Annotated in this window: 28 protein-coding genes and 1 tRNA gene; 9 read left to right on the top strand and 20 right to left on the bottom strand. The window is 64.2% G+C overall.

What is annotated here, in order from left to right:
• Nucleotides 1-41: 41 nt before the first annotated feature.
• Nucleotides 42-698, top strand: a complete 657-nt coding sequence (locus ACFI9K_RS12875) for a pyridoxamine 5'-phosphate oxidase family protein (RefSeq protein ID WP_462663889.1) — start codon at nucleotides 42-44, stop codon at nucleotides 696-698.
• On the opposite strand, the gene tgt is transcribed toward ACFI9K_RS12875, so the two are convergent.
• The 7 genes from tgt to ACFI9K_RS12840 all read right to left on the bottom strand — a co-directional run bounded on the left by tgt (nucleotide 652) and on the right by ACFI9K_RS12840 (nucleotide 9958).
• The gene (tgt, locus tag ACFI9K_RS12870; protein WP_462663853.1) at nucleotides 652-1890 is read right to left on the bottom strand and encodes a tRNA guanosine(34) transglycosylase Tgt; all 1239 of its coding nucleotides are present in this window, start codon (nucleotides 1888-1890) and stop codon (nucleotides 652-654) included. The two genes, ACFI9K_RS12875 and tgt, sit on opposite strands and share 47 nt — an antisense overlap.
• 87 nt (nucleotides 1891-1977) lie before the next feature.
• Complete coding sequence (locus ACFI9K_RS12865) at nucleotides 1978-3933, bottom strand: ABC transporter ATP-binding protein (protein WP_462663852.1); 1956 nt, start codon at nucleotides 3931-3933, stop codon at nucleotides 1978-1980.
• Nucleotides 3930-5663 carry an ABC transporter ATP-binding protein gene (locus ACFI9K_RS12860; RefSeq protein WP_462663851.1) on the bottom strand — a complete coding sequence of 578 codons (1734 nt, stop codon included), beginning with the start codon at nucleotides 5661-5663 and terminating at the stop codon, nucleotides 3930-3932. Before ACFI9K_RS12860 ends, ACFI9K_RS12865 begins: the two co-directional genes overlap by 4 nt.
• A gap of 93 nt (nucleotides 5664-5756) precedes the next feature.
• A complete protein-coding gene (locus ACFI9K_RS12855; protein ID WP_462663850.1) occupies nucleotides 5757-8045 on the bottom strand; it encodes an MMPL family transporter in 2289 nt (762 codons plus the stop codon).
• Between the two features lie 2 nt (nucleotides 8046-8047).
• A complete protein-coding gene (locus ACFI9K_RS12850; protein ID WP_462663849.1) occupies nucleotides 8048-8716 on the bottom strand; it encodes an acyl-CoA-like ligand-binding transcription factor in 669 nt (222 codons plus the stop codon).
• Between the two features lie 86 nt (nucleotides 8717-8802).
• Nucleotides 8803-9261, bottom strand: coding sequence for an RrF2 family transcriptional regulator (locus tag ACFI9K_RS12845; RefSeq protein WP_462663848.1), 459 nt, complete (start codon nucleotides 9259-9261; stop codon nucleotides 8803-8805).
• A gap of 61 nt (nucleotides 9262-9322) precedes the next feature.
• The gene (locus ACFI9K_RS12840) at nucleotides 9323-9958 is read right to left on the bottom strand and encodes an SOUL family heme-binding protein (RefSeq protein ID WP_462663847.1); all 636 of its coding nucleotides are present in this window, start codon (nucleotides 9956-9958) and stop codon (nucleotides 9323-9325) included.
• A 143-nt stretch (nucleotides 9959-10101) separates the two neighbouring features.
• On the opposite strand from ACFI9K_RS12840, the gene ACFI9K_RS12835 reads away from it, so the two are divergent.
• Entirely contained in the window at nucleotides 10102-11007 is a 906-nt protein-coding gene (locus ACFI9K_RS12835; protein ID WP_462663846.1) for a sterol desaturase family protein, read from the top strand.
• Here ACFI9K_RS12835 and ACFI9K_RS12830 read toward each other — a convergent pair.
• On the bottom strand, nucleotides 10988-11677 hold the full coding sequence (locus ACFI9K_RS12830) for a YceI family protein (protein ID WP_462663845.1): 690 nt from the start codon (nucleotides 11675-11677) through the stop codon (nucleotides 10988-10990). The two genes, ACFI9K_RS12835 and ACFI9K_RS12830, sit on opposite strands and share 20 nt — an antisense overlap.
• A gap of 120 nt (nucleotides 11678-11797) precedes the next feature.
• Here ACFI9K_RS12830 and ACFI9K_RS12825 point away from each other — a divergent pair, with 120 nt between their 5' ends.
• The 3 genes from ACFI9K_RS12825 to ACFI9K_RS12815 are packed head-to-tail and all read left to right on the top strand — an operon-like array spanning nucleotide 11798 to nucleotide 14216.
• On the top strand, nucleotides 11798-12808 hold the full coding sequence (locus ACFI9K_RS12825; protein WP_462663844.1) for a PHP domain-containing protein: 1011 nt from the start codon (nucleotides 11798-11800) through the stop codon (nucleotides 12806-12808).
• Nucleotides 12805-13719, top strand: coding sequence for an alpha/beta hydrolase family protein (locus ACFI9K_RS12820; protein WP_462663843.1), 915 nt, complete (start codon nucleotides 12805-12807; stop codon nucleotides 13717-13719). The genes ACFI9K_RS12825 and ACFI9K_RS12820 overlap by 4 nt, the downstream gene beginning before the upstream one ends.
• Before the next feature lie 23 nt (nucleotides 13720-13742).
• A complete protein-coding gene (locus ACFI9K_RS12815) occupies nucleotides 13743-14216 on the top strand; it encodes a hypothetical protein (RefSeq protein ID WP_462663842.1) in 474 nt (157 codons plus the stop codon).
• A 16-nt stretch (nucleotides 14217-14232) separates the two neighbouring features.
• On the opposite strand, the gene ACFI9K_RS12810 is transcribed toward ACFI9K_RS12815, so the two are convergent.
• The 8 genes from ACFI9K_RS12810 to ACFI9K_RS12775 form a co-directional block, all read right to left on the bottom strand.
• A complete protein-coding gene (locus ACFI9K_RS12810) occupies nucleotides 14233-14610 on the bottom strand; it encodes a hypothetical protein (protein ID WP_462663888.1) in 378 nt (125 codons plus the stop codon).
• Nucleotides 14611-14640: 30 nt separating this feature from the next.
• Complete coding sequence (locus ACFI9K_RS12805; RefSeq protein ID WP_462663841.1) at nucleotides 14641-15156, bottom strand: LppA family lipoprotein; 516 nt, start codon at nucleotides 15154-15156, stop codon at nucleotides 14641-14643.
• Nucleotides 15157-15251: 95 nt separating this feature from the next.
• Complete coding sequence (locus ACFI9K_RS12800) at nucleotides 15252-16967, bottom strand: alpha/beta hydrolase (RefSeq protein WP_462663840.1); 1716 nt, start codon at nucleotides 16965-16967, stop codon at nucleotides 15252-15254.
• Nucleotides 16964-17260: a hypothetical protein gene (locus tag ACFI9K_RS12795; RefSeq protein WP_462663839.1), complete on the bottom strand. Its 297-nt coding sequence runs from the start codon at nucleotides 17258-17260 to the stop codon at nucleotides 16964-16966. The genes ACFI9K_RS12800 and ACFI9K_RS12795 overlap by 4 nt, the downstream gene beginning before the upstream one ends.
• A 200-nt stretch (nucleotides 17261-17460) precedes the next feature.
• A tRNA-Ser gene (locus tag ACFI9K_RS12790) sits at nucleotides 17461-17551 on the bottom strand.
• Nucleotides 17552-17601: 50 nt separating this feature from the next.
• Nucleotides 17602-17799 (bottom strand): CsbD family protein, encoded by a 198-nt coding sequence (locus ACFI9K_RS12785; protein ID WP_462663838.1) that lies wholly within the window; start codon nucleotides 17797-17799, stop codon nucleotides 17602-17604.
• 92 nt (nucleotides 17800-17891) lie between these two features.
• Nucleotides 17892-18347 (bottom strand): nucleoside deaminase, encoded by a 456-nt coding sequence (locus ACFI9K_RS12780; RefSeq protein WP_462663837.1) that lies wholly within the window; start codon nucleotides 18345-18347, stop codon nucleotides 17892-17894.
• Between the two features lie 3 nt (nucleotides 18348-18350).
• Nucleotides 18351-18890, bottom strand: coding sequence for a tRNA adenosine deaminase-associated protein (locus ACFI9K_RS12775; RefSeq protein ID WP_222095501.1), 540 nt, complete (start codon nucleotides 18888-18890; stop codon nucleotides 18351-18353).
• A gap of 63 nt (nucleotides 18891-18953) precedes the next feature.
• Here ACFI9K_RS12775 and ACFI9K_RS12770 point away from each other — a divergent pair, with 63 nt between their 5' ends.
• Nucleotides 18954-19925: a prephenate dehydrogenase gene (locus tag ACFI9K_RS12770; protein WP_462663887.1), complete on the top strand. Its 972-nt coding sequence runs from the start codon at nucleotides 18954-18956 to the stop codon at nucleotides 19923-19925.
• On the opposite strand, the gene ACFI9K_RS12765 is transcribed toward ACFI9K_RS12770, so the two are convergent.
• On the bottom strand, nucleotides 19898-20413 hold the full coding sequence (locus tag ACFI9K_RS12765) for a putative glycolipid-binding domain-containing protein (protein WP_462663886.1): 516 nt from the start codon (nucleotides 20411-20413) through the stop codon (nucleotides 19898-19900). The two genes, ACFI9K_RS12770 and ACFI9K_RS12765, sit on opposite strands and share 28 nt — an antisense overlap.
• A gap of 188 nt (nucleotides 20414-20601) precedes the next feature.
• On the opposite strand from ACFI9K_RS12765, the gene ACFI9K_RS12760 reads away from it, so the two are divergent.
• Entirely contained in the window at nucleotides 20602-20943 is a 342-nt protein-coding gene (locus ACFI9K_RS12760; protein ID WP_462663836.1) for a hypothetical protein, read from the top strand.
• Here the strand turns inward: ACFI9K_RS12760 and ACFI9K_RS12755 are convergent, their stop codons facing one another.
• From ACFI9K_RS12755 to ACFI9K_RS12745, 3 genes are read right to left on the bottom strand one after another with little or no spacing between them, the layout of a single operon-like run.
• Nucleotides 20944-21324 carry a hypothetical protein gene (locus ACFI9K_RS12755; RefSeq protein ID WP_462663835.1) on the bottom strand — a complete coding sequence of 127 codons (381 nt, stop codon included), beginning with the start codon at nucleotides 21322-21324 and terminating at the stop codon, nucleotides 20944-20946.
• A 40-nt stretch (nucleotides 21325-21364) separates the two neighbouring features.
• On the bottom strand, nucleotides 21365-23188 hold the full coding sequence (locus ACFI9K_RS12750) for an ABC transporter ATP-binding protein (protein WP_462663834.1): 1824 nt from the start codon (nucleotides 23186-23188) through the stop codon (nucleotides 21365-21367).
• Nucleotides 23181-24974: an ABC transporter ATP-binding protein gene (locus tag ACFI9K_RS12745; RefSeq protein WP_462663833.1), complete on the bottom strand. Its 1794-nt coding sequence runs from the start codon at nucleotides 24972-24974 to the stop codon at nucleotides 23181-23183. The genes ACFI9K_RS12750 and ACFI9K_RS12745 overlap by 8 nt, the downstream gene beginning before the upstream one ends.
• A 176-nt stretch (nucleotides 24975-25150) precedes the next feature.
• Here ACFI9K_RS12745 and ACFI9K_RS12740 point away from each other — a divergent pair, with 176 nt between their 5' ends.
• A complete protein-coding gene (locus ACFI9K_RS12740; protein WP_462663885.1) occupies nucleotides 25151-26299 on the top strand; it encodes a DNA cytosine methyltransferase in 1149 nt (382 codons plus the stop codon).
• A complete protein-coding gene (locus ACFI9K_RS12735) occupies nucleotides 26296-26712 on the top strand; it encodes a very short patch repair endonuclease (protein ID WP_462663832.1) in 417 nt (138 codons plus the stop codon). Before ACFI9K_RS12740 ends, ACFI9K_RS12735 begins: the two co-directional genes overlap by 4 nt.
• The last annotated feature ends 87 nt before the right edge of the window (nucleotides 26713-26799 follow it).

Genomic DNA, 26799 nt, shown 5'->3' with positions numbered 1-26799 from the left:
GGGTGGCACCCGTGCCGCCGAACAATCACTACCATCACCTGATGTTCGGCCCTGCCGCGATTGCGCGGCAGCAGGTCGACGGCAGTTACACCGCCTACGGGTCACAGACCGAGCGGCCCGACGACGGTCCGACGCCTCTCGACACTCGCGAGAAGGCGATGATTCGTGCGATCGATCAGTTCCAGATCGCCACCGTCGCCGAGACCGGCTGGCCCTACATCCAGTACCGCAGCGGGCCGAAAGGCTTCCTCCAGGTTCTCGACGATCACACGTTGGGTTTCGCCGATTTCGCCGGCAACCATCAGTACGTGACCGCGGCCAATCTCGATCACGACGACCGTGTCGCGATCTTCTTGGTGAATTACCCTCTGCGTCAACGACTCAAGCTGTACGGACGCGCTCGTACCGTCGAAGCCGCGGTCGATCCCGAACTACTGGATCGACTGAAAAAGATCGGCGACCTGACCGTCGCCGCGACGTGCGAGCGCAGCGTCGTCATCGACGTCGAGGCGTTCGACTGGAACTGCACCCGCAGCATCATCCCCCGCTACGACGCGGCATACCTGGCGGACCTGTCCGAGGTGTACCAGCGCAAGGCCGCCGAGCGAGAAAACGAACTACTGCAGCGCATTTCGGCGTTGGAAGATCAACTCACGCAGTCTTCGACGCATAGAACCGGCCCAGAAACTCCGTCTTGAATTCTGCGAAACGTCCCTGCTCGATCGAAGCGCGAATATCGTCGACCAGCTTGACCGTGAATCGCTCGTTGTGGATGGTGCACAGTGTCGAGGCGAGCATTTCCTTTGCCTTGAACAGGTGATGGATGTACGCCTTGGTGTAGTGCGCGCAGGTGTAGCAGTCGCAGTTCTCGTCGATCGGGGTGAAGTCGCGTCGATGCTTGGCGGTGTTGATGTTGAAACGGCCCGTCGGCACGTAGATCGCCGCATTGCGCGCCACCCGTGAGGGATTGACGCAGTCGAACGTGTCGGCACCGTTCTCGATGGCGGTGAAGAAGTCGTCCGGCTCGCTGATGCCGAGCATGTGACGCGGCTTGTGTTCGGGCAGTTCCTCGTTGACCCAGCGGGTGATGGTGCCGAGGTTCTGCTTCTCGAGCGCACCGCCGATTCCGTATCCGTCGAAGCCGCGGCCCGTATCACCGGTGATCGTCTCGAGATCGTGCGCGGCCTTGCGTCGTAGATCCTCGTACTGCGCGCCCTGCACCACTCCGAACAATGCCTGATACGGCTTGTCTGCGCGCTCGACGGTCAGTCGTTCGTGTTCGAGCACGCATCGCTCGGCCCACGCCTGAGTCCGGTCGACCGACTTCTCTTGATAGCCGCGGGTATTCATCAGCGTCGTCAGCTCGTCGAAGGCGAACATGATGTCGGCACCGAGGCGATGCTGAATCTGCATCGACACCTCGGGAGTGAATCGATGCTTGGAGCCATCGAGATGCGATTTGAAGGTCACGCCGTCGTCGTCGACGTGCGCCAACCGCTCCTTGCCCTCGGCGATCACGTCGTCGGACTGCACCCGGGTGGCGTCCATCGAGATGACCTTCTTGAAGCCCACACCGAGCGACATGACCTGAAATCCGCCGCTGTCGGTGAACGTGGGCCCGTCCCAGTTCATGAACTTACCCAGCCCACCGGCTTCGTCGACGACGTCCGAGCCCGGCTGCAGGTACAGGTGATACGCGTTGGCGAGCAGCGCCTGCGCGCCGAGTTCCTTCATCGCCTCCGGCAGCACTGCTTTCACGGTCGCCTTGGTTCCCACCGCGATGAACGCGGGGGTGGCGATATCGCCGTGCGGAGTGTGGATGGTGCCGGTGCGTCCCAACTCGCCGTCGAGCCGGGTGCCGATATCGAAGCCGAAACTGGAGGAACTCACCGCGTCAGTATGCGGCTTCGTCCCTCGAGAGCGGAAATTCGTAGCCCACTACGAGGCAGGAGTGGAGCCTGCGGAACGACCGGTGACTCAGCCACTCACATGCGGCGCAGCCGCTCCAGCCGCTCCCGCCGCATTCAAGCGGAAGTACGCACCCCGAGCCTCGAGCAGTTCCTCGTGATTGCCCTGCTCGACGATGCTGCCGTTCTCCATCACCACGATGGTGTCCGCGTCCCGGATGGTCGAGAGGCGGTGCGCGATAACGAAACTGGTGCGATCGCTGCGCAGTTTCGCGGTGGCCTTCTGCACCAGCAGTTCGGTTCGAGTGTCGACGGAGCTGGTGGCCTCGTCGAGGATGAGGATCAGCGGCTTGGCCAGGAAGGCGCGCGCGATGGTGATGAGCTGCTTCTCACCGGCGCTCACGTTGTTGCCTTCCTCGTCGATGACCGTGTCGTAGCCGTCGGGCAGAGAATGCACGAAACGGTCGACGTAGCTCACCCGCGCGGCCTCGAGAATCTCTTCTTCGCTGGCACTCGGGTCGCCGTAGGCAATGTTGTCGCGAATGGTTCCGCCGAACAGCCAGGTGTCCTGCAGCACCATTCCGGTACGCGCACGGAGTTCCTCGCGCGTCATCGTGCGAGTGTCGACGCCGTCGAGCGTGATCCGACCGGAGTCGATTTCGTAGAACCGCATGATGAGGTTGACCAGCGTGGTCTTGCCCGCACCGGTCGGACCGACGATCGCCACCAGGTGCCCGGGATCGGCCACCAGAGAGAGGTTCTCGATCAGCGGACGGTCGGCCGAGTAGCCGAACGACACGTTCTCGAACTCGACGCGTCCCCGACGCTCGACGGGTCGCACCGCATCGACCGGATCCGGCTCTTCTTCCTCGGCGTCGAGCACCTCGAAGATGCGCTCGGCGGAGGCGACGCCGGACTGGATCAAGTTCACCATCGCACCGACCTGGGTGAGCGGCTGAGTGAACTGACGCGAGTACTGAATGAAGGCCTGCACTTCACCGAGGGTGAGAGTGCCCGACGCAACCCGAAGCCCACCGACGACGGCGATGACCACGTAGTTGATGTTTCCGAGGAACATGATGACGGGCATGATCATGCCGGAGATGAACTGAGCTCGGAAGCTGGACTGGAACAGTTTTTGGTTGCGCTCGCCGAACTCGCGCTCCACCTCTTCCTGTCGACCGAAGGCCTTGACGATCTCGTGGCCGGTGTAGGTCTCCTCGATCTGGGCGTTGAGCTTTCCCGTGAGCTTCCACTGCGCGACGAAGTGCGGCTGCGAGCGCTTGGCGATGACGGCAGTCACCGCGAACGACGCCGGAATGGTCAGCACCGCAACGAGAGCCAGCAGCGGCGAGATCCAGATCATCACGCCGAGGATGCCGAGCACGGTGAGAATGCCGGTGATCAGCTGACTGAGCGTTTGCTGCAAGCTGGTCGAGACGTTGTCGATGTCGTTGGTGACGCGGCTGAGCGTTTCACCGCGGGCATTGTTGTCGAAGTACTTCAGCGGCAGTCGATGCACCTTGGCTTCGACGCTGCCGCGCAGCAGCAGGATTCGGCGCTGGAGCGCGATGTTGAGAATGTAGCCCTGCGCCCAAGCCAGTAGTGCCGAGAGGACGTACAGCACGAGAACCCACATCAGGACGGTTCCGACTGCACCGAAGTCGATCCCGGCTCCGGGGGTGACGTCGGTGCCGGACAGCAGATCGGCCACCGAGTCGTTTCCGTCCGCCCGCAGGCTCTCGATCGCTTGCTCTTTGGTCTGACCGGGGTCGAGCTCTCGGCCCACGACGCCGTTGAAGATCAGGTCGGTTGCGTGGCCGAGCACGGTCGGCGCGGCGACAGTGAGCACGGTGCTCGCGATACCGAAGGCCAGCATCAACGACAGGAAGACCTTCTCGGGGGCAAGCAGGCCGACCAGTCGTTTGAACGAACCCTTGAAGTTACGGGCCTTGGTTCCCGGTGCCACGGTTTTGGCGACGGGAGCGTCGTCCTTCTCTTCCGTCTTCTCCACCTGCGCGGTCACAGGGCACCGACCACGGCGCGCTGCGAGTCGACGATCTCGGCGTAGGTGGGGCAGTCGGCCATCAACTGGTCGTGGGTACCCACACCTACCGGCTTTCCGTCGTCGAGTACGAGTATCTGGTCGGCATCGATGATGGTCGAGACGCGTTGGGCGACAACGATCATGCAGGCATCGCGCGTCACCGGCTTCAGTGCCGCGCGCAGGTTGGCGTCGGTCGTCAGATCCAGTGCGGAGAACGAGTCGTCGAACAGGTAGATGCTGGGTTTGCGTACGAGTGCACGTGCGATGGCGAGGCGTTGACGCTGACCACCGGAGACCGTCGTGCCACCCTGCGCGACGCGAGTCTCCAGCCCATCGGGCATGGCCCGAACGAAGTCCGCACCCTGCGCGATCTCGAGTGCTTCCCACAGTTCCGCGTCGGTGGCGTCGGATTTGCCGTAGCGCAGATTGCTCGCGATGGTGCCCGAGAACAGGTACGGCTTCTGCGGGATCAATCCGATCTCGGAGCGCAACAAGTCCAGATCGAGCTCACGGATGTCGACTCCCCCGACGCGTACCTCCCCGCCGGTGACGTCGATCAGTCGCGGAATCAGGTTGACCAGGGTCGATTTTCCGGAGCCGGTGCCACCGATGATCGCGGTGACCTTGCCTGCCTCGGCCCTCAGGTTCACCCCGCACAGCACCGGATATTCGGCACCGGGGAAGGAGAATTCGGCGTTGACGAGCTCGACCGTTCCCGGCGAGGACGCGAACATCTTGGGCTTGTCCGGCAACACGACCGACGATTCGGTGGCGAGTACTTCACTGATGCGATCGGCGCACACCGACGCGCGGGGCACCATCATCGCGATGAACGATGCCATCATCACCGACATCAGAATGAGCATGATGTAGCTCAGAAGAGCTGTGAGAGAGCCGATCTGCATGGTTCCTCGGTCGATGGCATGGCCACCGAACCAGATGACCGCAACGCTGGTGACGTTGCTGATGAGCATGACCGTCGGAAACATCAGGGCCATCAAGCGTCCGACGCGGAGTGCGGTTCCGGTGAGCGAGGCGTTGGCCTCTCCGAACCGGTCTATCTCGAAGTTCTCTCGGACGAACGCTCGCACCACGCGAATGCCGGTGATCTGCTCACGCAGAACACGATTGACGGCGTCGATCCGCTTCTGCATCGAACGGAAAGCGGGCACCATCTTGACGATGATCAAGCCCATCGAGATCGCCAGCCCCGGCACGGCGATCAACAGGATCCAGGACAGGCCCAGGTCCTCTCGCAACGACATGACGATGCCACCGACGCACATGATCGGAGCCATCACCACGATGGTGAACCCCATGACGATCACCAACTGCACCTGCTGAACATCGTTGGTGTTGCGGGTGATCAACGACGGCGCACCGAACTGGCCTACCTCGCGAGCGGAAAACGTACCGACTCGATGCAGGATCGAACCGCGCAGGTCACGTCCGACGGACATGGCCGTGCGAGCACCGAGGAACACCGCGGCCACCGAGCTGACGATCTGCACCGCCGACACCAGCAGCATCACTCCACCGGCGGACAGGATGTAACCCGTATCGCCGGTGGTGACGCCCTTGTCGATGATGTCGGCATTGAGGCTGGGCAGGAACAGCGCAGCCAGCGTGCTGACGAGTTGTAGCAGGATCAACGCGACGATCGGCAGCTTGTAGGGAGCCAGATACGTGCGAAGTAGGGGAATCAGCATGATGACCGAAGATTACTCGTGCACATGGATGACAGTCTCTCCGTTTCGAGTTTTACGAGCAATCTTCGGCCATGTCGGCCACGACGCTGGAATCTAGAGGGCCTTCTCCGGAGCCGTCTTCAGCTTGGCACCTTCGATGTCGACGTTGGGCAGGATCTTGTCCAGCCACTTCGGCAGCCACCAGGCCTTGTCTCCCAGTAGCGCCATCACCGAGGGAATCAGCACCATGCGCACGACGAACGCGTCGAAGAACACCGCCGCTGCGAGCGCGAAGCCGATGGACTTGATGAACGAGTCCGGCTCGGCGATGAACGCGGCGAACACCGAGATCATGATGACCGCGGCCGACGTCACCACGCGTGCGCCGTACTTGAAGCCGTTGACCACGGCATCCTTGGCAGCCGCTCCGTGGACGAACTCTTCACGCATACGCGAGACGAGGAACACCTGGTAGTCCATCGCGAGACCGAACACCACACCGATCAGGAAGATCGGCATGAAGCTGACGATCGGCTGCGGGTTGGAGATCAGCCCGAGCCCGCCCTCTTGGAAGATGAACACCGTGGCACCGAAGGTGGCAAGGACGCTGAGCAGGAACCCGACCGTTGCGGTGAGCGGCACCAGAATCGAGCGGAACACCAGCATCAGCAGCACGAACGCCAGTCCGACGACCACAGCCAGGTACGGAATCAGCGCGCTCTGCAACCGCTCGGAGATATCGATGCCGATCGCGGTCTCACCGGTCACGCCGTAGGACACGCCCGCGCTCTCCTGCAATCCGCTTTCGGCATCGCGCAGGTTGGTGACCAGTGCCTTCGTCTGGTCGCTGTTGGGTGTGCTGGACGGGGTGACGAGAATCTGGGCCGTGTCACCGGCGGGATTGACAGCGACGATCTGTGCATTGGTGACGTCGGACTGCCCGGTGATGGTCTCGATGACCTTGCCGAACGACGCAGTGCGATCGGCTTCTGCGACGCCCGATGCGTCGGCGATGACGAGCAGCGGACCGTTGCGGCCCGGCCCGAATGCCTCTTCGGTGATGTCGTAGGCCTGGCGGGCAGGCGTGGACGGGTCCGAGGTGGCGATGGACGGAAGTGCGAGAGACAACCCGGTGGTCGGCCCAGCGATGACGCCGAGGAGAACGATGCCTCCCACCAGTCCGAGGATCGGTTTCTTGACCAGGAACCGCGCCCACCGAAGACCGTTGGTGGGAGTCGCCTTGGGGTCTTCCGGGTCGGTGGTGTTGACGAACTTGATCTTGCCGGCGAATGCCTTGCCCTTGTAGACGCCGAGCATGGCCGGCAAGAAGGTCAACGCGATCAGGACGGCGATGAACACCGCGAAGCCGGCGGCCAGACCCATCTGCGACAGGAACGGGATACCGACCACGCGGAGTGCTACGAGCGCGATCAGCACTGTTGCACCTGCGAACACGACGGCGGAGCCGGCGGTTCCGACCGACCGCCCGACGGCCTCTTCACGGTTGTCGGTGAGAGTGAGCTCGTGTCGGTAGCGCGCCAGGATGAACAGCGAGTAGTCGATCGCGACGGCGAGGCCGATCATGATCGCGAGAATCGGGGTGAACGAAGACAGGCTCGCGAAGCCGGAGGCGGTGGTGATCGCCAAGCTGGAGATGCCGATACCGACGATCGCGGTGATGAGCGGCAGGCTGGCCGCTGCGGCCGAGCCGAACATGATGAGCAGAACGACGGCGGCGACGGCCAGACCGACGATCTCCGAACTGCCACCGGGCGACGGGTTCTCCTGCGCGACGGTGCCGCCGAGGATGACGTTCAGGCCGGCATCGCGGGCCGGCTGTGCGGCTGCGTCGAGATCGCTACGAATTTGGTCGGTGACGTCGGCGAGATCGACGTTGACCGGCGCAGTGACGGTGCCGACGTTGCCGTTCGGGCTCAGCGGCGAGGTTGCCGCGGCGTCTGCCGCCACCTTGTCGGCCGGGGTGCCGGCCTCGGTGGCTGCCTTGGTGTACTGATCGATGATCGACTGATTCGCCGCGACCGGATTGGCAAGTGGCGGTGCACCTTCCGCAGGCTTTGCCGCATCGACCTTCTGGATCTCGGCGATGGTCGCGTCGATGGCCGAGGTGTACTGCGGGGTATCGAGCGACTGCCCGTCCGGCGCTTGGAACACGTACTCGGCATTGACCGCTTGCAGCGGATCCTCAGCGCCGCCGAATCGCTCCTTCTGCAGATCGAGTGCAGCCTGGGCGGGGGTTCCGGGTATGCTGAACGAGTTGACCGTCGGTGCGGACAGCGTTGCTGCGCCCACTCCGGCAGCGATCAGAACCGCCAGCCACAGTCCGAGGACGATGCCCTTGCGTCGGTACGCGAATCTTCCGATTCGGTAGAGATAGGTGGCCACTGTCAAGCTCCTCGGTTGTGTTCGGGGCGGGGTTCGGGAGTGGAGCGCGCGGAATGACCCTTGGGTTCGGGCAGTCCTGCTCGGAGTTGGTCGAAGGCGTCCTCGATGAGGGCCCTGGGTGTCGACGCACCTGCGGGGTCGGTGATCCAGATGTTCAGTGCGGATGTCACGGCTCCACCGACTGCCATTTGCAGCAGGTTCGGGTACAGGTCGGTGTCGATGTTCGTTCCGGTTCGCTCGGCGATGGCCTCGCCGAGTTTGCGGGTCAACGACTGGTGCATTTCGAGTTTGCGGGCCATCAATGCGGGGTTGGCCTCGATGAGGCGGGCCGCAGCGAAGGTATCCTCCAAATCCCTGCCGGGGTCAGCGACAAGGTCGATTGCTATGTGCCGCAACGAGTCCCAGATGGGTTCCGTCGAAGGCCGCGCACGCAGCAACTCGAACCATTCGAGGGCAGAGACCTCGATGTGGTGCAGAACCGCTTCTTCTTTGTTGGAGAAGTAGTTGTGGAACGTGCGAGTGGAGACACCGGCCTCGTGCGCGATGGCGTCGGCAGTGACCGCGTCGAAGCCGTGCAGCTTTCCCAAACGCACGGCCGCCAGCCCCAGGGCGTCGCGGGTGGCGGCCTTCTTCAGATCACGAAGGCCCGTCGGAGAAGTCACGATTACCAACGTACGGAACTTGCACAGTTCTGCAAGTTTGCAGAGACGTGCAATTTTGTCGATCGCGCCACACCTTCCTGCATGTGTGACTCAGGTCATCGGCGAGCCCATGCCGTCGGCTCACTGACCAGGTCTTTCACGAATCCCGGCAAATCGTCCTCGACGATGTCCGCGAGCGACACCGCCTCGAGCACCGCACGCAGATTGACGCGCACCGCGAGCCATACCCGCGTGAGCGGCTCGGCGGGGCCTGCATACTCCGCATCCTCGGGCCGTTGACCACGCACGGACGCCAGCGGCCCCTCGACGGCCCTGATCACATCGGCAACGGAAATGTTCGACGCGTCCCGCGCCAACCAGTAGCCGCCGTCGGGACCCCGCCGGCTGCAGACCAAGTCTGCGCGACGCAGATCCGAGAGCACCGACTCGAGGAATTTGTGCGGAATGCCTTGCGCGGTGGCCAACGCCTCGGCTTTCGCGGGGCCCTGCCCGCCGACGGCGGCCAGTTCGACGAGCGTCCGCACCGCATAGTCCGCCCTCGCCGTGATGTGCACGGTTCAATTCCTATCATTTCAGTAGGAAATTAGCGAGCAGTCGGTCGGTCGAGCAGACCCGTCAGGATCCTTCCGGTACCGCCACCACCACCTCGTTGCGACGGAACGGTGCCAAGGTCCAGGGCGGGTCGTAGAACCAGGTCATCGGCTCGCCCAGCATCTCGATCCCGTGTGCGCGCAGCGCAGCGGTCAACGCCGCCATCTGCGGTTCGATGTTGTCGCGGCCGCGTCCGCCACTGAAACGCAACACGGCCACCGTCTCCGCCGGAACCGTCGTCAGCGTGACGCGGTCGTCGTTCGGCGTGGGCAGCGTGTCCATCGTCCACTTGGACGGCATGAAGAACCGGACGACCCAGCCGTCGCTGCCGGGCGTGCTGGACACGGGGGCCGTCATCGCTATCTTCTGCGAGCCTGCGGACGCCTGACTGACCGGAGCAGTCATGGCGACCTTCTGCTTGCCCCCGTTTCCACCGAAGATGTACCCGGCCAGGCGACGGAAACCCTCGCGGCGCGCCTCTTCCTCGTCGGCGTCGACGGTGGTCTGCGCGGCGATGCGCGGTTCGTAACGACGGATTTCCACCGCCTCGGTCAATGAGCGACTCGTGTGCGCCGGCTCCTCGGTTCCCACCCGAATCCCGACGACTCCCAACACGGACTCGCCTACCTGCCCGATCGTGGACGTAATTTTCTTCAGCAAGTCCGACTCCGTTCTCTTGGCAGCTCAGTGCCTCGTCTCCACAGTACGAGCCGCATCGCTGCGGTCCATCCGAGCTGCAGCCATGGGAAAACTCGGACGGTAGAGTTACACTTCTGCCCTGGATGTCACGCACTGGAGGTTCGATGAGCGAGTGGATCGGTTCGGCGTGGAATGCACTGCCTGAGCCGCTGCGCGATCCGGTCGCACTGGCCGTCCCCGCGTTCGCGCTGCTACTGGCCATCGAATGGGTAGCGGCCGCGAAGCTCGAGGACGGTCAACGCGGCGGTTACTCCGGCAGGGACGCGCGAGCCAGCCTGAGCATGGGCCTGGTGTCGATCGCGACCACCACGGCCTGGAAGGCGCTGGCACTGGTCGGCTACACGGCCATCTATGTCTACGTCGCGCCGTGGCATCTGCCCGCCGACGCCTGGTACACCTGGGTGATTCTGATCCTGGGCGTCGACCTGTTGTTCTACGGCTACCACCGCATCGCGCATCGAACTCGAATCATCTGGGCGACGCATCAATCCCATCATTCGAGCGAGTACTTCAACTTCGCCGCGGCGTTGCGCCAGAAGTGGAACAACAGCGGCGAGGTCATCATGTGGCTGCCCCTGCCACTGCTCGGAATGCCGCCGTGGATGGTGTTCGTCGGATTCTCGATCAACCTCGTGTACCAGTTCTGGGTTCACACCGAGCGCATCGATCGTCTGCCGCGCCCGTTCGAGTTCGTCTTCAACACTCCCTCCCACCACCGCGTCCACCACGGCCGCGATCCGCAGTATCTCGACAAGAACTACGGCGGCATCCTCATCGTCTGGGATCGCCTGTTCGGCAGCTACGCCGAGGAGGTCGAGCGGCCGAACTACGGTTTGACCAAGCCAGTCGACACGTTCAACATCTGGACCCTCCAGACACACGAATACCGCAACATCGCGCGGGATGTTGCGGCATCGCGGTCATGGAAGGACCGGCTCGGATACCTCGTCGGACCGCCGGGGTGGAAGCCTGCGGCCGAGCGAGAACCGGCTACTGCCGGCTCAGATTGACCAGGAAGTCGATGGTTCCCGAGGGATCCACCGTGACGAAACCGAGCGACGGTGGCTCGATCTCGTAGTCGGTCCACGTCGTCGGAATGGCACCCGACGCGATGAGCGTGTCTCCGGACAGGAGCACCTCCATCTCGACCGAGATCGGACGGGTCTGATCCTTGAGCGTCAATGTGCCCTGGGCCGTGACGGTTTCGGTGGTGCCGTCCTTGGGCAGTGCGGAGAGGTCGATCGGCGAGTCGATCGTGAACGTCGCCGTCGGATAGGTGGCCGTGTCGAAGATGTTGCCGCGGAACTGGCTGTCGCGGCGGTCGCTGTCGGTGCTGATCGAGTTCGTCAGGACCACGATCTGTCCGTCGGTCAGGGTGTCGTCGGCGATGGTCACGTTGCCGGCAACCTCGGTGGTCGATCCGACCACCGTCACGTCGGAACCGTTGAGCAGTTCGTCGACGGTGTAGCCCGCGGCCGTGGTGTTGGTTTCGTCTCCCGGGGTGACGATCCATCGTCCGTCGATGTCCACCACGGTCGCTGCCTGGGCACCGGAGGTGGATACCGTCGCCGCCGGTGCGTCGTCCTCCTGGAACGAGGCGTAGATCTTGGGTCCAAAGTACAACCCGAGCGCCACGAGCACAACGACAACCACGCCTACGATCCACCATTTCTTGGTCATGACTGCTGATGGTAGTTGCAGCTTCAAGCCCGTGGGGTGCGAGCGACCTGGCAACTACCTGAGAGTTTTGTCCGTTTACCCCGTGCACACGTCTCGGTACAGGCAGGCACAATGGACCGCATGGATCCGGTGGACGCACTTCGAGAGATCGGCTTCTGGCTCGAGCGTTCCCGTTCGGACACCCATCGAGTCAAGGCATATCGGCGAGCTGCCGATGTCGTCGAATCTCTGGATCCCGCACAACGATCCGAGCACGAGAAGGCCGACAGCTGGTCATCCTTGGCCGGAATCGGGGCCAAGACGTCGCTCATCATCCGCCAGGCACTGACGCAGGACGTTCCGGATTATCTTCTCGAGCAACGAAACGCTGCCGAACCCATTGGCAACAACGACCTTCGCGCTGCGCTGAAGGGTGATCTGCACACCCATTCCAACTGGTCCGACGGCGGTAGCCCCATCGAGGAGATGATGCGCACCGCTGCCGGGCTCGGCCACGAGTACTGCGCGCTGACCGATCATTCCCCGCGCCTGAAGGTCGCGAACGGTCTCACGGCCGAGCGTCTGCGCGCCCAACTCGACATCGTCGCCGAGCTCAACGAGCGGCTTGCACCGTTTCGCATCCTCACCGGAATCGAGGTGGACATCCTCGACGACGGTTCGCTCGATCAGGACGAGGGCCTGCTCGCCGAACTGGACGTGGTGGTGGCGAGCGTGCACTCCAACCTGCGAGCCGACTCGAAGACGATGACCAAACGGATGGTCACCGCCATCGCCAACCCACACGTCGACGTCCTCGGCCACTGCACCGGGCGGCTCGTCGAGGGCGGCCGCGGCACCAGGCCCGAATCGACGTTCGACGCCCCGGTGGTGTTCGAGGGGTGCCGCCAGTTCGGCACCGCGGTGGAGATCAACGCCCGGCCCGAACGGCAGGATCCACCCGAGCGCCTCATCGACATCGCCCTCGAACGTGGATGCCTGTTCTCCATCGACACCGATGCGCACGCGCCCGGCCAACTCGACTGGCAGGGCTACGGCTGCGTCCGCGCCGAGGCGCAGGGCGTACCGGCCGAGCGCGTGATCAACACCTGGGCGCTCGACGACCTGCTCGATTGGACGGCCCAGCGCGCGTGAACCGTCGTCACTTCCTGTCCGGTCTGTTGGCCGTGACGCTGGTAGGTTGCAGCACCACCGAGGACGACTCCTCACCGAGTACAGCCGAGACGTATTCGGCTGCGCTGCATCCAGTTTCGAGCCCGACCGGCGATCCGGTCCGTCTGAAGTACGGCTATCAGCCGGACAACATCGGCGATCTCTACCTCCCCGCCAACGACGCCACGTCACTACCGGTGGTGGTGCTGATTCACGGTGGCGGGTGGCAGGAAGGGCTCGACCTGTCGTACTTCCAGCAGATGTCGACAGCCATCGCCGACGAGGGCATCGCGGTGTGGAACGTCGAATATCGGCGCGGGCCGAACAACTGGGCCAACACCCTCACCGACGTCGACGACGCCACCGAAGCGCTGGCCACCGTCGTACAGGACGCGGCCGACGGCAGACTCGATCTCGATCGCGTCCACGTCGCCGGACACTCGGCCGGCGGCCAACTCGCAGCATGGGTCGCTGCTCGGCACCTGATGCCCGTCGACGCGCCGGGAGCGGAACCGAGAATCAGGCCGCGTAGCGCCACCATCATGGCCGGTGTGTTCGACATGAAGCGGGCAGCCACAATCGGAAACGACAAGTTCGTGCCGGTCTTCCTCGGCGGCATGCCGAACGAGGTACCCGGCCGCTACAAGATCGCGTCGCCCATCGAGTACCTGCCCCTCGACATTCCACTGACTGCCCTGCACGGTGATGCGGATCAGACGGTGTCGGTCAATCAGAGCCGCGTCTACGTCGATGCGGCAACCAAAGCCGGCAGCTCCGACACCGAACTCGTCGTACTGCCCGGAGCCGGACACGGTGCGTTTCTCGACCCGGAGAACCGCGCCTGGGCGACGGCACTGAGCACCATCACCGGACGTGCGCAGACACTGCTCTGAGCAGCGGGTGGTACACATTTGCGATGAACCGAAAAATTGCGACCGGACTGCTCGGATTGATCGTGGCTGTCTCGGTGGCCGGCTGCAGCGGCGACGAGTCGACCGATGCCGCGTCGAGCACTCCCGCTGAGGCCACGACCACCTCCGCTGCGGCCTCCACGACGGTCCCCGCCGGCACCACGGTCGACGCCCCGGCACCTACGCCGGCCTCTGCCGACGCTCCGATCCCCGAGGCTCCGATCCCAGAGGCTCAGCCCGAGGCCGACCCCGCTGCCCCGACCTCGGGCGTCACCGGTGAACAGCTCTACCAGCAGACCTGCACCCAGTTCCTGCCGTCCATCGATGCGCTGGAACAAACCGGAATCTCCGACCGCGCCAAGTCGGTCGAGGGTCTGCGCAACGAAATGACCACCGCGCCGAGTTGGAACACCGTGCCGCCGAGTGACCAGAGCGAAATTCTGCGCGGACTCGACGCCGCCGGGGCGGGACAGTGCTGAGGTTCTGAGTTGCTGTTCAACGATGCCGACCGAGCGGGTCCTGTCGGATTCTCTGAAAAATCAGGTCGCCATCCTCGACGGACTGCCCCGATTGCACCGGATCCGCTTGGCCGCCGGGATTGTGAGTACCGACGAACGAGGTCACTGCCTGTGCGTCAGGATGGCTGAGAACATCCCGCATCGCCTCGTCCACTTGCGGTTGCTTGTCCAGTAGCGCTGCTCGATAGGCCGCCATGATGAGGTCGGCATCCGCATGATGCAGTGCGACCAACCGGTTCTCGGCGTCGATCTCGACCGCGATACCGCCGGCCCTTCCGACGCCACGAATCTCGCGCACAATCGATTGAGCGCGTTGCACTTTCGCGCCCAGCTCGTCGAACGCGCTGTTGAACATCGTCACCGGAACCTTTCAATGCAGGGATAGTCATGGGTTCGGCGTGGAGGAAGGCTGCGGAGCCTTTGGGCCCGGCATTTTAGCTTGGGGCAGTCGGCATCCCGTGCTGCTGGAGATCACTGAGGCAGTCAAACTTCCGACTGTGATGAATGTGGCCTCCGGGCTGTAGAACCGAACCTCGTGGTTGCCCGGATCATCGTGGAAGGTTTCGTACTCGGTCGCGCCCACCGCCGCGGCAAGAGTGCGAGCCTGCTCGAACACGGCCGGCCACAACGCATCCGGGATCGGCCCCGGCGACACGTAGTTCTTCGAGTAGACGAGTTTCCCATCCGTGTCTTCGTATCGCCCCAAGCATCCGCCGCCTCTTCGGTCTCGTATCCAGGTCCACTCCATGCCCGGTACGAGAGTGGCGACGAAGGCACCGATCTGCTCGACGGCGCTCGTCATCTGCACCTCGGTGTCTTCGAGCGACGGTAGCGATTCCAGGGCCGCGGCTGAGTCCGCCGTTACTGTGGGGCTGGGCTTTTCGTACGGATCGTCGAGCACGTCTGATCCACATCCTGTCAACGTGAGGACTGCGACGACGGCAACTGCCGTCGACCACCCTCGTGGTCGTGTGTCGGTCGGTTGTCTCACTCGCATCATCGCCCTAGCTCTGTGAGTTGGTTCAATAAATCGATGCCGCCGGTCTGGATTGCCGAGTCACCGGTGACGAGCAAGCCGGGCACATCGGCCAGACCGGCGATGACGACGGCCGTGTTGTAACCCGACGTACGCAATTCGCCGTCGTCGCCCGACCTCGGGTACTCACTGTGCCCCGACGCGCCTTGGCGCGTAACTCCGTCGTCGGTTGTCGTCGCATCGGTATCGAGGTGGGTGAACTCGGACATGTAACCGGGACTCCATCCGAAACGGTTCATGTGCGCGACGGGATCGTCGTGCGCGGTCATCTCGTACGCGTGCCCGGGTGCGATGTTGAGCTTGTCGAGGCTGCTGTCGAAGTCGTGGCCGGTGCCCAGCCCGGGTGACCCGTAGACCATCACGTCATCGACAATTCCCTCGGGAGTCTGTTGCAGCGCAAGCCCGGTGGTGAACGACCCGTACGAATGCCCGACTGCGGTGAGGTGCGGGTCGCCGTCGTGGTTGGACGCGTCGATGCCCTCGTAGAACTGCGACAGGTTCGGTGCTGCGGCCTGCCCGTTCCACGGCTGCGCCACCTGCATCGCCCCCTTCAGGCTCTCCTCGGAGAGGTAGTCGTCCTTGTCGAGTTGCGGTGCGTCGTAACCGATCCACGCAATGGTCGACACCGTCTCGCCCTGATGACCGGCCGTCCTGTCCAGCTGTGCCTCGGCTGTCGACTTCATCGTGTCGCCCTCATCGGTCATGGCCCCGATCGCGCCGCCGACGGTCGTGTTCAAACCCGGCGTGGTGACGGACACGTGATCTGCGGTGTCCGGGTTGCCGACGGCTACCGCCGCGTGAGTCTGTGCACCCGACTGAGTATCGAGCAGCATCAGCATCCGGTTCGGGTCCTCGTCGATGGTGTCCCGCACGGCCTGTAGGTCGGTGAGCCGATTCGACACGGTCGGATCGCAAGCCTCGGCGCGGGTCAACTCGTCGTCGAGCTTGATGCGGTTGTAGTGATCACGATCGACGACGGGGAGGCCGTCGCGGTTCCCGATGTAGTTGTCGTGAGCGAACAGTGCATCCTTGTCGGCCGGGGACAGTGTGGACCACAACTCGTGCAACTGCGCCGGGTCCGTCGGTAGCGACGCCGCGCCGTTGATGATGTCCGATACGACACGGCTGATGTTTGCGGCCTCGGGCGATCCGGTCGCGTCGAGCTGCTGCTGCGCAGTTCGAATAGCCTGCGCAGCTTGAACTTCACCGCCACCGAACTCGATGAGGAGGGCCTTGATGCGCAACTCAATGTCGTCGGCCTGCCTGTCGAGTCGACTCTGCAGAAGCGCCGCAACTACTACAGCGCCTCCCACCGGAACCGTCGGGGCCGTCACTGTGCCGTTGTCGGACACTGTCATGCCGGCACCGGGTGCCTCGAGGTCCACGATGGCCAACAAGGACGTGCGTATGCCGTCGAGTACACCTCCGTGGGAGGAGTGCGCTTCGGCGATGGCGATGACGGCCGTGTCGATGTGCGAGGCGGCCAGGCTTTCCGACAGACCGCGCGCCGACGCGGCTGCCGCCGCCTCCCCCTGCCACTTGTCCATCGCCGCGTCGACCGCACGGTCCATCCGGTGGATCTGATCGGTGAACGTGCTGTTCGACGCCAGTAGAGACGTGGCGTACTCCAGCATCGAACTCGGTTGGCAGCCTCGCACGTGCGAGATCGTGGTCACCGAGGGGCGCCGGCTTCGTAGCGCAGCAACTGAGAGCTGAACGCCTCGTCGACGTCCTCGTAGCTCGTCGCGCTCCACTCACACGTTGCCGACATTTCGTTGACGTTGAGGGCGATACGTGCGTACGCCTCCGCTGTCGATTTCGTGCTCTGCTCGGAGTCCGCGGCAATGGGCGAGCCCGGCATGGTGGCCGTGGCCGTCACGCAGATTCCGTTCATCGTGCTTGCTGCATCGGCGAGTGTTCTGCCGAGCGCTCGAAGCTCCTCGAGATCGACTGCTAGCAGTTCGCCCACTATCCTCGCCCCCCAGCGAATCGAAATAACGCGAGGAGGTTAACACGCCCAGTGCTGGGAGACCTCACCCCAATTTCGTTGGGCCGTCGTCCAGGAAGTCGGCCTACACACCGGCGACTTCGCCCAAGAAGTGCCCGAGGCGGACGAAGATATCTCGATCAAAAAAAACTCCCCACCCGACGGATCGGGTGGGGAGTTCTTGGCGGTGGCGGAGGGATTTGAACCCTCGGACGGGGATTACCCGTCACACGCTTTCGAGGCGTGCTCCTTAGGCCGCTCGGACACGCCACCGCAGAAGACTGTACCGGAATGACGGCCTGAGGCTAAATCGCCAGCTCAGGCTAGTTGCCGGTGAGCTTGTCCTTGATGTTCGAGGCTGCGTCCTTGACCTTCTCGGCACCGTCCTTGAATGCGGCCGAAGTCTGATCGCCCTTGCCCTCGGCTTCGAGGTCCCTGTCGTTCGTGGCCGAACCTGCGGCTTCTTTTGCCTTGCCGCCGAGGTCTTCGGCCTTGTTCGAGATCTTGTCGTCGAGTCCCATGAATGTCTCCTTCGCAAGTTCGGAGCGCAGCGTCGCGCCCTGCCTCCACCCTCCATAAAATCGGACTTCGCGGCCACCGTGTGACGAGATCGTTATCTCTGCCGAGCGAAGAACGTGGTCAACACTTCGGCACATTCTGCTTCCAACACGCCCCCGCGGACCTGCGGTCGGTGGGTCAGGCGGCGGTCGCGGACAACGTCCCACAGCGAGCCGACGGCTCCGGTCTTCGGTTCCCACGCCCCGAAGACCACAGCACCGACGCGGGCCAGCACCAGCGCACCGGCGCACATCGTGCAGGGCTCCAACGTGACGGCCAGGGTGCAGCCTTCGAGTCGCCACCCATCACCGTGGACGGCCGCTGCTCGACGCAATGCAATCACTTCCGCATGCCCGGTGGGGTCGCCCGACGCTTCCCGGGCGTTGCAGGCCCGGGCGATCTCGCGTCCGGAGGCGTCGAACACGACTGCTCCGACGGGTACATCGGCGTCCGATGCCTCGGCTGCGGCCGACAGCGCTGCGCGGATCATGTCCGCGTCGGACACCACCATCTGCTACCGCCGCAGCTTGTTCACCGCTGCGGCGAACTCGTCCTCGAAGCCCAGGCGTTCGGCGATGGATTGCAATTGCTCGTCCGGGTAGTCGTCGGTCTCGGCGACGATGATGCCCAGCACGGCCTCGGGCAGTCCGAGGTCGGCGAGCAGGGCGAGGTCGCCTTCTTCGTAGGGTTCGATGTCGTCGAGTTCGTCGGGGTCGACGTCGGGGATCTCGATGTTGAGCGCATCGAGGACGTCCGCTGCGATGTCGTAGTCCACTGCGGCGACCGCGTCGGACAGCAGCAGGCGCGTGCCGTTCGGTGCTGGACGCAGGATGACGAAGAATTCCTCGTCGACGTCGAGCAGTCCGAACACCGCGCCCGAGCTGCGCAGCTCACGTAATTCGGTCTCTGCCGCCGACAAGCTGGTCAGTGCGTCGTCGGACAGTGGCGTCACAGTCCACTTGCCGTCCTCTCGGACAACTGCAACGCCGAATCCTTCGAGGTCGTCGTACTCCGATGCGGATGCACGATTGTCTTTCGCGCGCTGTGCGGCCATGCGCGCAACGGTAGTCCGGTATGGGTCGGTATTCGAAGTCCACCTCCCGCCGACGGCACCCACCTGTGCCAATCTGATCGGGTGACTTCTTCCTCGGTGTGCGTTCTCGGCCTCGGACTGATCGGTGGGTCGATTCTGCGTGCGGCGCACGGTGCCGGCCGTCCTGTCTGGGGGTGGAACCGATCGGCCGATGCGATCGCCGGTGCAACAGCCGACGGATACGACGTCGGCACTGATCTGGTGGCCGCTTTGACCAGGGCATCCGCCGAGGACGCGTTGATCGTCATCGCCGTTCCGATGCCTGCCGTCGACTCGATCCTGAGCGCGATTGCCGAGCATGCACCGACCGCTCCGCTGACCGATGTCGTGAGCGTCAAGGCCGAGGTTGCCGCCGCCGTGACTGCTCGCGGGCTGCAGGCCCGGTTCGTCGGCGGCCATCCGATGGCGGGCACCAATCACTCGGGCTGGTCGGCCACGGACCCCTCTTTGTTCGCCGACGCGGTGTGGGTGGTGGCAACGGACCCGGGAGTCGACGCCGACGTGTGGGTCCGCGTGGCGCGGCTCGCCCTGGACTGCGGTTCGGTGGTGGTGCCGGCCGAGAGCGGCGAGCACGATCGCGCCGTGGCCCGGATCTCGCATCTGCCGCATCTGCTGGCCGAGGCGCTGGCGATCGTGGGAGCTGCCGGCGGGCCGCTGGCCTTGGGCCTGGCCGCGGGCTCGTTCCGGGACGGGACGCGAGTGGCGTCGTCCGCTCCGAGTCTCGTCCGCGCGATGACCGAGGGCAACGCGGACGCCTTACGGACCGCGCTCGACGAGGCGCTGCAGGCCCTCACCTCGGCGCGCGCGGAATTGGGCAGTGGCTCGACCGAGAAGCTGGTCGACGCCGGACACGCAGCGCGGCTGCAGTACGAGCAGCACGAGAGATTCGATATCACCGACGTCACCCCGGGCGAGCCGGGCTGGCGAGAGAAGCTCTTGGACGCGGGTCGACGCGGAGGCGTCGTGCGTCAGATCCGTTCGGCCAGTCCCGGGTAGTCGAGAACGAATCCGTCGGCATCGACAGTGATCGACGACGTGGACACCGGTGAGATGACGTGGATGCCCTCGGAACCGCTGCTGTAGGTCAGCGTGGCTTCCTGGATGCTGAGATCGAGCAGGTTCACGTACACCGTCGGCACCTCGAGGTCCTGGACCTGGGTGTGCAGCCCCAAGCGACGGATCGGCAGGGTGTTGAAGAACGGGCTGAGCACCATGTCAACGTCGAGTGCGCCGCTGTATGTCGAGCGCTGGTGGCTGGCGCTGTTCTCCACCATCCAGTAGCCCTCGTCGTCTCGGCTCACCGATGCCTGTCGATCACCGGACGCCAGCGACGTGCGTACCGACAGGCGCTTGGTGACGCCGTACTCGTCGGTGACCAGGTCGTAGGACGCGCTGAACGCGGGATGATCACTGCACGCAGCACCGATGATGCGCCCGGCAGCCTTGATGCGGTTGCCGGATAGCTGAACGCGTACGGACTCCATGCGGGGAACGTCGTGCGCTCGCCACGTCAGGATCGAGGGCCAGGTTTTCGCGTCGGTGGTGCCGGTTGCGAGGACGGAGACGTGCTCTGCACCCGATGCTTGAGTGATCACCCATCTACGGTAGGCGACGGACCCCCCTCGAGAACAAGCGGACGTGCCTTTTCCTGCATTTTACTAAGGTGATGGCCGTGACGACAGAGAACTCAGGCGGCGGGCAGTTCGATTTCGCGCATTCCGAGCAGGCCGCGAAGAGTCGGCAGGACAAGGCGACGGCCTTGGCGCGCTACGTCTGGGATCGCGGCATCACCGGTGCCGAACTCCTCGACCTCACCGACGCCGTGCGCAGAAAGCTCGCTCGTGCCGCCGATCTGCATCCGCCGAGCACGATGGAGACGTGGACCATCGTGGCCGAACTGCTCGACCGTAAATCCGCGTGGGCGGCCGAACACCCCGTTCACGACGGTGCGACGCCCCAACATGCCGACGAGAAGATCATGTGGGTCAAGCCGCCGATCACCCCGTGGACCTGATCACTGGCGATAGATCTCCACGTGGGCACCGGTGACCACACCGAGAGTCGAGGTGGGCTGATCCCAGCTCGAACCGCAATTACCCGACGCCTGACCGGTCGGTACGAAGGATCGGCTCGACGAGGTGTACGGGCCGAGCGCCGGGACCGGAAAGCGATTGGGGACGAAGTGGAATCCCCAGCACTCGGTGATGAGTACGTACTCCCGCCCCGGCGGAGCAGCGGTGTCATGACACGTTGCCGACGCGCCGAAGGCATCGTGTGCGACGGAGCAATCCTGAGTGTCAGCATGGGAAACGCCTGCGCCGATGATTGCGGTAAAGGCCAGACCTGAGACGACGACGGTGGCAACTCGTGTTGCCGCTACAAATGTTCTTCTCATACAGGTCTTTTCGCCGGGGACCGACAGGCCGTTACGCAAATCAGACCAGCGAGTCTTCCCACGCCTCGTGCAGGTGCGCGAAGCGTCCCTCCCCTGCGATCAGATCCTCGGGAGTTCCGTCCTCGACGATGTCGCCGTCGGACATGACGAGAACGCGATCGGCGATGGCCACCGTCGACAGACGGTGCGCGATGATCAACGCCGTTCGGCCCTGCAGGATGGTCTCGAGAGCGCGCTGCACCAGCCGCTCGCTCGGGATGTCCAGGCTCGAGGTTGCCTCGTCCAACACGATGACCGACGGCGCGGCGAGGAACACCCGCGCGAAGGCCACCAATTGCCTTTGGCCCGAGGACAATCGCCCGCCGCGCTTGCGTACGTCGGTGTCGATGCCCTCGGGCAGCGACGCGATGAACTCGGTCAGTCCGACGGCGTCGGCCGCGGCCCGCACCTCGGCGTCCGTCGCGTCGGGACGTCCGAGTCGAATATTGTCGGCCACCGAACCGGAGAACAGGAACGATTCCTGCGTCACCATGACGACGTTGCGACGCAGGTCCTCGTCGGCAATGTCTCGCATGTCGATGCCGTCGAGTCGCACGGCCCCGGCGGTCGGATCGTAGAAGCGCGCCAACAGCTTCGCCAATGTCGATTTGCCTGCACCGGTCGCGCCGACCATCGCCACCACCTGTCCAGCGGGCACGTGCAGCGAGAACTCCGGCAGCACGATGCGCTCGGTGCCGTAGGAGAAGTGCACGTCGTCGAACGTGATGTCGCCCTTCACCGTTCCGATCGTCACCGGGTTCTTCGGCGCTTTCACCGACGGCTCCTCCTCGAGCACACCGGAGATCTTCTCCAGCGCGGCCGCGGCGGACTGGTACGCGTTGAACACCATCGCCAGCTCGTCGAGCGGGCCGTAGAACCGTCGCAGATACAGCACGTACGCGGCGAGCACACCGATGTCCATGTGGCCGTTGATCACTCGCCAGCTACCGAACACCAGGATGATCGCGAGCGTGACGTTGCCGATCCAGCGCACGATGCCGGTGTAGCTGGCCATGCCGCGCAACGCCGCAGTGGTGGCGTCGCGGTACTCCGAATCCTCGGTGCTCAGAATCGCATCGTTACGACCCTCGCGCCGAAACACCTGCACGGCACGGATTCCGCCCATCGACTCGACGAAATGCACCACCACGCGCGCGATCGCCACCCGTGTTCGACGGTATCCCTGGCGTTGACGCCGCTGCGACCACCGGGTGACGAGCACCAATGGTACGAAGCCGGCCAGCACGATCATTGCCATCGGCACATCGAGATACACCAGGATGATCGCGATAGACACCATCGAGAGGATGGCCGTCAGCGCGTCGTTGAGTGCGCTCTCGAGGAGTGTTTGCAGCGACTCGACATCGCTGGTCAGTCGTGAGATCAACCGTCCCGAGGTGTACTTCTCATGGAACGACAGGCTCAGCTTCTGCGCGTGATCGAACACCCGGCCACGTAGGTCGTACAGGATGTTCTGGCTCAGGCGTCCCGATACCGTCAGAAACGCATAGGTGGTGAACATTCCGAGCAGACCGAAGCCGGTGTAGCCGCCGACGGCCCACAGCAGCGGACCCCAATCACCCTGACCCGCAGCGCCGACGCCGTTGTCCAGCGCATAGGCGATGAACAGCGGGCCCGCCACGTAGGTGATGTTGTCTACCAGAATGATCAGGAACGAGAGCAGAGCCTGCTTCTTGTACGGGCGCACCAGTGAGGCGAGCAGTCGACGAGAACGCCCGGCCAGCACCAGGTTTCCGGTGGCGTCTACCTCGGATTCCTCACCGCCGACGCCCCGCCAATCCTCGGTGGAGCTCTGATCACTCATGAATCGACCCCATCACCTCGCGGTACCGCGGCGACGACGCCAACAGTCCCTCGTGCGTTCCCTGCTCCACAATTGTTCCGTTCTCGAGATAGAGCACGCGATCGGCCAATGCAGCGGTCGACGGCCGGTGTGCCACCAGCACTGTCGTCGAATGCGCCAGCACGCGCCGCAACTCCTTCTGTACTTTCGCTTCGGTGTCCACGTCGAGCGCGGACAACGGGTCGTCGAGCACCAGCACCCGCGGCTTGCCCAGTACGGCGCGTGCCAACGCGAGCCGCTGACGCTGGCCGCCGGACAGGCTCATACCCTGCTCGCCGATGCGCGTGGCCAGACCCCACGGCAGTTGCTCGACGAAATCCGTTGCGTGCGCGATCTCCAACGCCTCCGCGATCTCGGCGTCGGATGCGCCGGGAGAACCGAGCGCGATGTTCTCGCGCGCGCTGGCCGAGAACAGCACCGGGTCCTCGAAGGCCACCGACACGATGGAACGCAAGTCCGACAACCGCATCGACGCCACATCGATGCCGTCGATCGTGATGGACCCCTCGGTCACGTCGAACAGACGAGGAACCAGGTTGGTCAGCGCAGTCTTTCCGCTACCGGTGTTGCCGACGAGCGCGACGGTCTCACCCGGCTCGATGACGAAGCTGACATCGGTGAGAAGCGGCGAGGACGCGTCGGGAAAGGTGAATCCGACTCGGTCGAATTGCACTCGGCCACGGATCTTTTCCGGTAGTTCGACGGGATTGTCCGGATCGGTGACGGTTTCGGGAGTGTCCATGATTTCCCAGTACCGATCCGCGGCCGTCCGTGCATTGTTCAGCTCGGCCAGCAGGTAGCCGAAGGATTCGATCGGCCACAGCAGGAACGTGACGATGGCGATGGCGGCTACGAGCGTGCCGACCGTCATCGTGCCCTGCACTATCGAGTACGTTCCGACGGCCAGAATCGCGCCGATGGTGATCGGTTGCAATCCGACGATGACGGCCCAGATGATCGCGAGGTAGCGCACCTTTTTCAGCTCGGTACCGCGCAGAGTACGAGCCTGCCGGAGAAACTGCTTGCCCAAGTGCGCACTGCGACCGAAGGCCTTCAGGACGCGAATGCCCTGGATGGATTCCTCGACGGTCGTCGTAACATCGCCCGCCTGATCCTGAGCATCACGGGCGACGACGCGATACAGCGTCTCGAACTTGGTGCAGGCGATCACCAGCGGAATCGACGTCACGAGCATGATCAGGCCCAATTGCCAGGATTGGACCAGTAATACGCCGATACCCACGACGAGTGTGACGGCATTGATGATGATGAACGGACCGATGAATGCCATGAAACGCCGCAGCGAACCGAGGTCTGCGATGGCGCGAGAGAGCAGCTGACCCGATTCCCAGCTTTCGTGCGCCGCGACCGAGAGTCGCTGCAGCTTGTCGAATACCGTTGCGCGAGCAGTAATTTCGAACTGACTAGACGGCCTGGACACCAAATAGCGTCGCACCCAGATTCCGGCGGCGTCGATGGTGCCCAACAGCAGAATCAACGCCGCGGGCCACCACACCGCCGAGAAATTCCGGTCGGTGATGGGGCCGTCGATGACGCGCTGCATCACCAACGGAATGACCAGACCTGTCAGGGTCGCGATGAGCGAGACCACGATGGAGCCGATGTAGAACCACTTGTACGGGGCCAGGAACGGCGCGAAGCGCTGCAGCGAGGAGGGTGTACGCGCAACTTTCGGGTTCGGCTGATCGACAGTTCGGACTTCGGGGTCGAGCACACCCGTGGACACGTGTTGTTCTCCTTTTGCTGTGCCCGGATGATTTCATTACACAGGCTCAGTTTCCAACCGATTTTCGGCCGCGTGCATTCCAGTGTGAAACCTCGAGTTCGGTAGAGGTCAAGAGCTGCCGCTCGAGTACCGTAAGACCGTCGGGCGAGAGAAGGGCATACGTGAGCGCACGGTCGATGGTCGGGTTGTTCGCGGGGATCGGCGGGCTCGAGCTGGGGCTGGCCGAGGCGGGCTGGTCGACGCAGCTGCTGTGCGAGGTCGATCCAGGAGCGCAGGCCGTCCTCACCGCCCGCATGCCCGACGTCCCTCTGCACAGCGATGTCACCACACTCCGCAGCCTGCCCGCCGACACCGAACTGGTCGCGGCGGGTTTTCCCTGCCAGGACCTGTCTCAGGCCGGACGCACCGCAGGCATCACCGGTGCCCGCTCCGGCCTGGTCGACGAGGTGTTCCGGCTGGTCGCGCGCAGGCGCGGCCCGCGCTGGCTGCTCATCGAGAACGTGCCGTTCATGCTGCAACTCGGCCGCGGGGCCGCCATGCGGCACATCACCGACGCGCTCGAGGACCTCGGTTACATGTGGGCTTACCGCGTGGTCGACGCCCGAGCGTTCGGATTGCCTCAGCGCCGGCAGCGGGTGGTGATGCTGGCCTCGCGTACCGACGATCCGCGGGAGGTGCTGTTCTCCCAGGACGCCGGCCCGTTGCCCGACGGCGATCCGAGCACCCAGCCGTGCGGGTTCTACTGGACCGAGGGGATCCGCGGACTGGGCTGGGCCGTCAACGCGGTCCCGACGCTCAAGGGCGGGTCCTCGCTCGGCATTGCCAGTCCCCCGGCCGTGCGATTGCCGTCCGGGGAGATCGTGACGCCCGGCATCATCGGGGCCGAGCGCCTACAGGGATTCGACCCGGAGTGGACGCTGCCTGCCACTGCGCATCCCGGCGTTCGGAGTGGGCATCGCTGGAAGCTGGTCGGCAATGCCGTCAGCGTGCGGATGGCGTCATGGGCCGCGCAAGCCTTGGACGACCCGAAGCCGTACGACGAGTCGAACGACGTGGCTGTGCTGCCGGGTCAAGCCTGGCCGACAGCAGCCTGGGGACGGGACAGGACAACGTTCAAGGTGGCGGTATCGACCATGCCGGTGCACGAACCCTACGAGGACCTGATCGGCTTTCTGGACGATTCGAAGCTGCTGTCCGCGCGCGCGACCGCCGGATTCCTCAAGCGCGCCCGGGCCGGCAGCCTACGTTTCGCTCCGGGATTCCTCGACGATCTCGACGCTCACCTCGAGCGCATGGGCGGTTACGTCGAGCGGGTTCCGGTGTGAGCGCAGATCGACCCACGACAGACGCGAAGACCAGTGCGCGACTGAGCAAGCAACGACGCCGCGACACCAAACCCGAGGTGGCCCTGCGCCGAGCACTGCACAGCCGGGGCCTGCGCTATTTCGTCGATCGCGCACCGCTGAAGGGGATGCGCCGTCGGGCAGACCTGGTGTTCCCCAGACGCAAGGTAGCGGTCTACGTCGACGGCTGCTTCTGGCACAGCTGCCCGATACATGCCACCAAGCCTCGCAACAACGCTCAGTGGTGGGCCGACAAATTGGCGGCCAACGTCGCCCGAGATCGCGATACCGACCGCCGACTGTTGGACGAGGGCTGGCGCGTCGTGCGCATCTGGGAACACGAGGATCCTGATATCGCAGCGGACCGCGTTGTCGACGAAATTACCGCCGAATAATCAGCCCATTCCGCAGGCTCCACTCCCGGAATGTGGGTCATTCCGCGGGCTCCACTCCGGATGCAACCTTTTGCCCTTCCCGCGCGT

It is taken from the genome of Rhodococcus sp. PSi06, from assembly GCF_054960675.1.
The sequence above is the reverse complement of the archived record's forward strand: the minus strand, read 5'-3'. Positions and strand labels throughout refer to the sequence as shown.

Bases quoted from the DNA above. Each gene is read 5' to 3' on its own strand.
- ACFI9K_RS12875 (WP_462663889.1), top strand. From the start codon at position 42: ATGTTCGGCCCTGCCGCGATTGCGCGGCAGCAGGTCGACGGCAGTTAC.
- ACFI9K_RS12860 (WP_462663851.1), bottom strand. From the start codon at position 5,663: ATGCTGATTCCCCTACTTCGCACGTATCTGGCTCCCTACAAGCTGCCG.
- ACFI9K_RS12835 (WP_462663846.1), top strand. From the start codon at position 10,102: ATGAGCGAGTGGATCGGTTCGGCGTGGAATGCACTGCCTGAGCCGCTG.
- ACFI9K_RS12830 (WP_462663845.1), bottom strand. From the start codon at position 11,677: ATGACCAAGAAATGGTGGATCGTAGGCGTGGTTGTCGTTGTGCTCGTG.
- ACFI9K_RS12825 (WP_462663844.1), top strand. From the start codon at position 11,798: ATGGATCCGGTGGACGCACTTCGAGAGATCGGCTTCTGGCTCGAGCGT.
- ACFI9K_RS12815 (WP_462663842.1), top strand. From the start codon at position 13,743: ATGAACCGAAAAATTGCGACCGGACTGCTCGGATTGATCGTGGCTGTC.
- ACFI9K_RS12810 (WP_462663888.1), bottom strand. From the start codon at position 14,610: ATGTTCAACAGCGCGTTCGACGAGCTGGGCGCGAAAGTGCAACGCGCT.
- ACFI9K_RS12785 (WP_462663838.1), bottom strand. From the start codon at position 17,799: ATGGGACTCGACGACAAGATCTCGAACAAGGCCGAAGACCTCGGCGGC.
- ACFI9K_RS12780 (WP_462663837.1), bottom strand. From the start codon at position 18,347: ATGGTGGTGTCCGACGCGGACATGATCCGCGCAGCGCTGTCGGCCGCA.
- ACFI9K_RS12775 (WP_222095501.1), bottom strand. From the start codon at position 18,890: ATGGCCGCACAGCGCGCGAAAGACAATCGTGCATCCGCATCGGAGTAC.
- ACFI9K_RS12765 (WP_462663886.1), bottom strand. From the start codon at position 20,413: ATGGAGTCCGTACGCGTTCAGCTATCCGGCAACCGCATCAAGGCTGCC.
- ACFI9K_RS12755 (WP_462663835.1), bottom strand. From the start codon at position 21,324: ATGAGAAGAACATTTGTAGCGGCAACACGAGTTGCCACCGTCGTCGTC.
- ACFI9K_RS12750 (WP_462663834.1), bottom strand. From the start codon at position 23,188: ATGAGTGATCAGAGCTCCACCGAGGATTGGCGGGGCGTCGGCGGTGAG.
- ACFI9K_RS12740 (WP_462663885.1), top strand. From the start codon at position 25,151: ATGGTCGGGTTGTTCGCGGGGATCGGCGGGCTCGAGCTGGGGCTGGCC.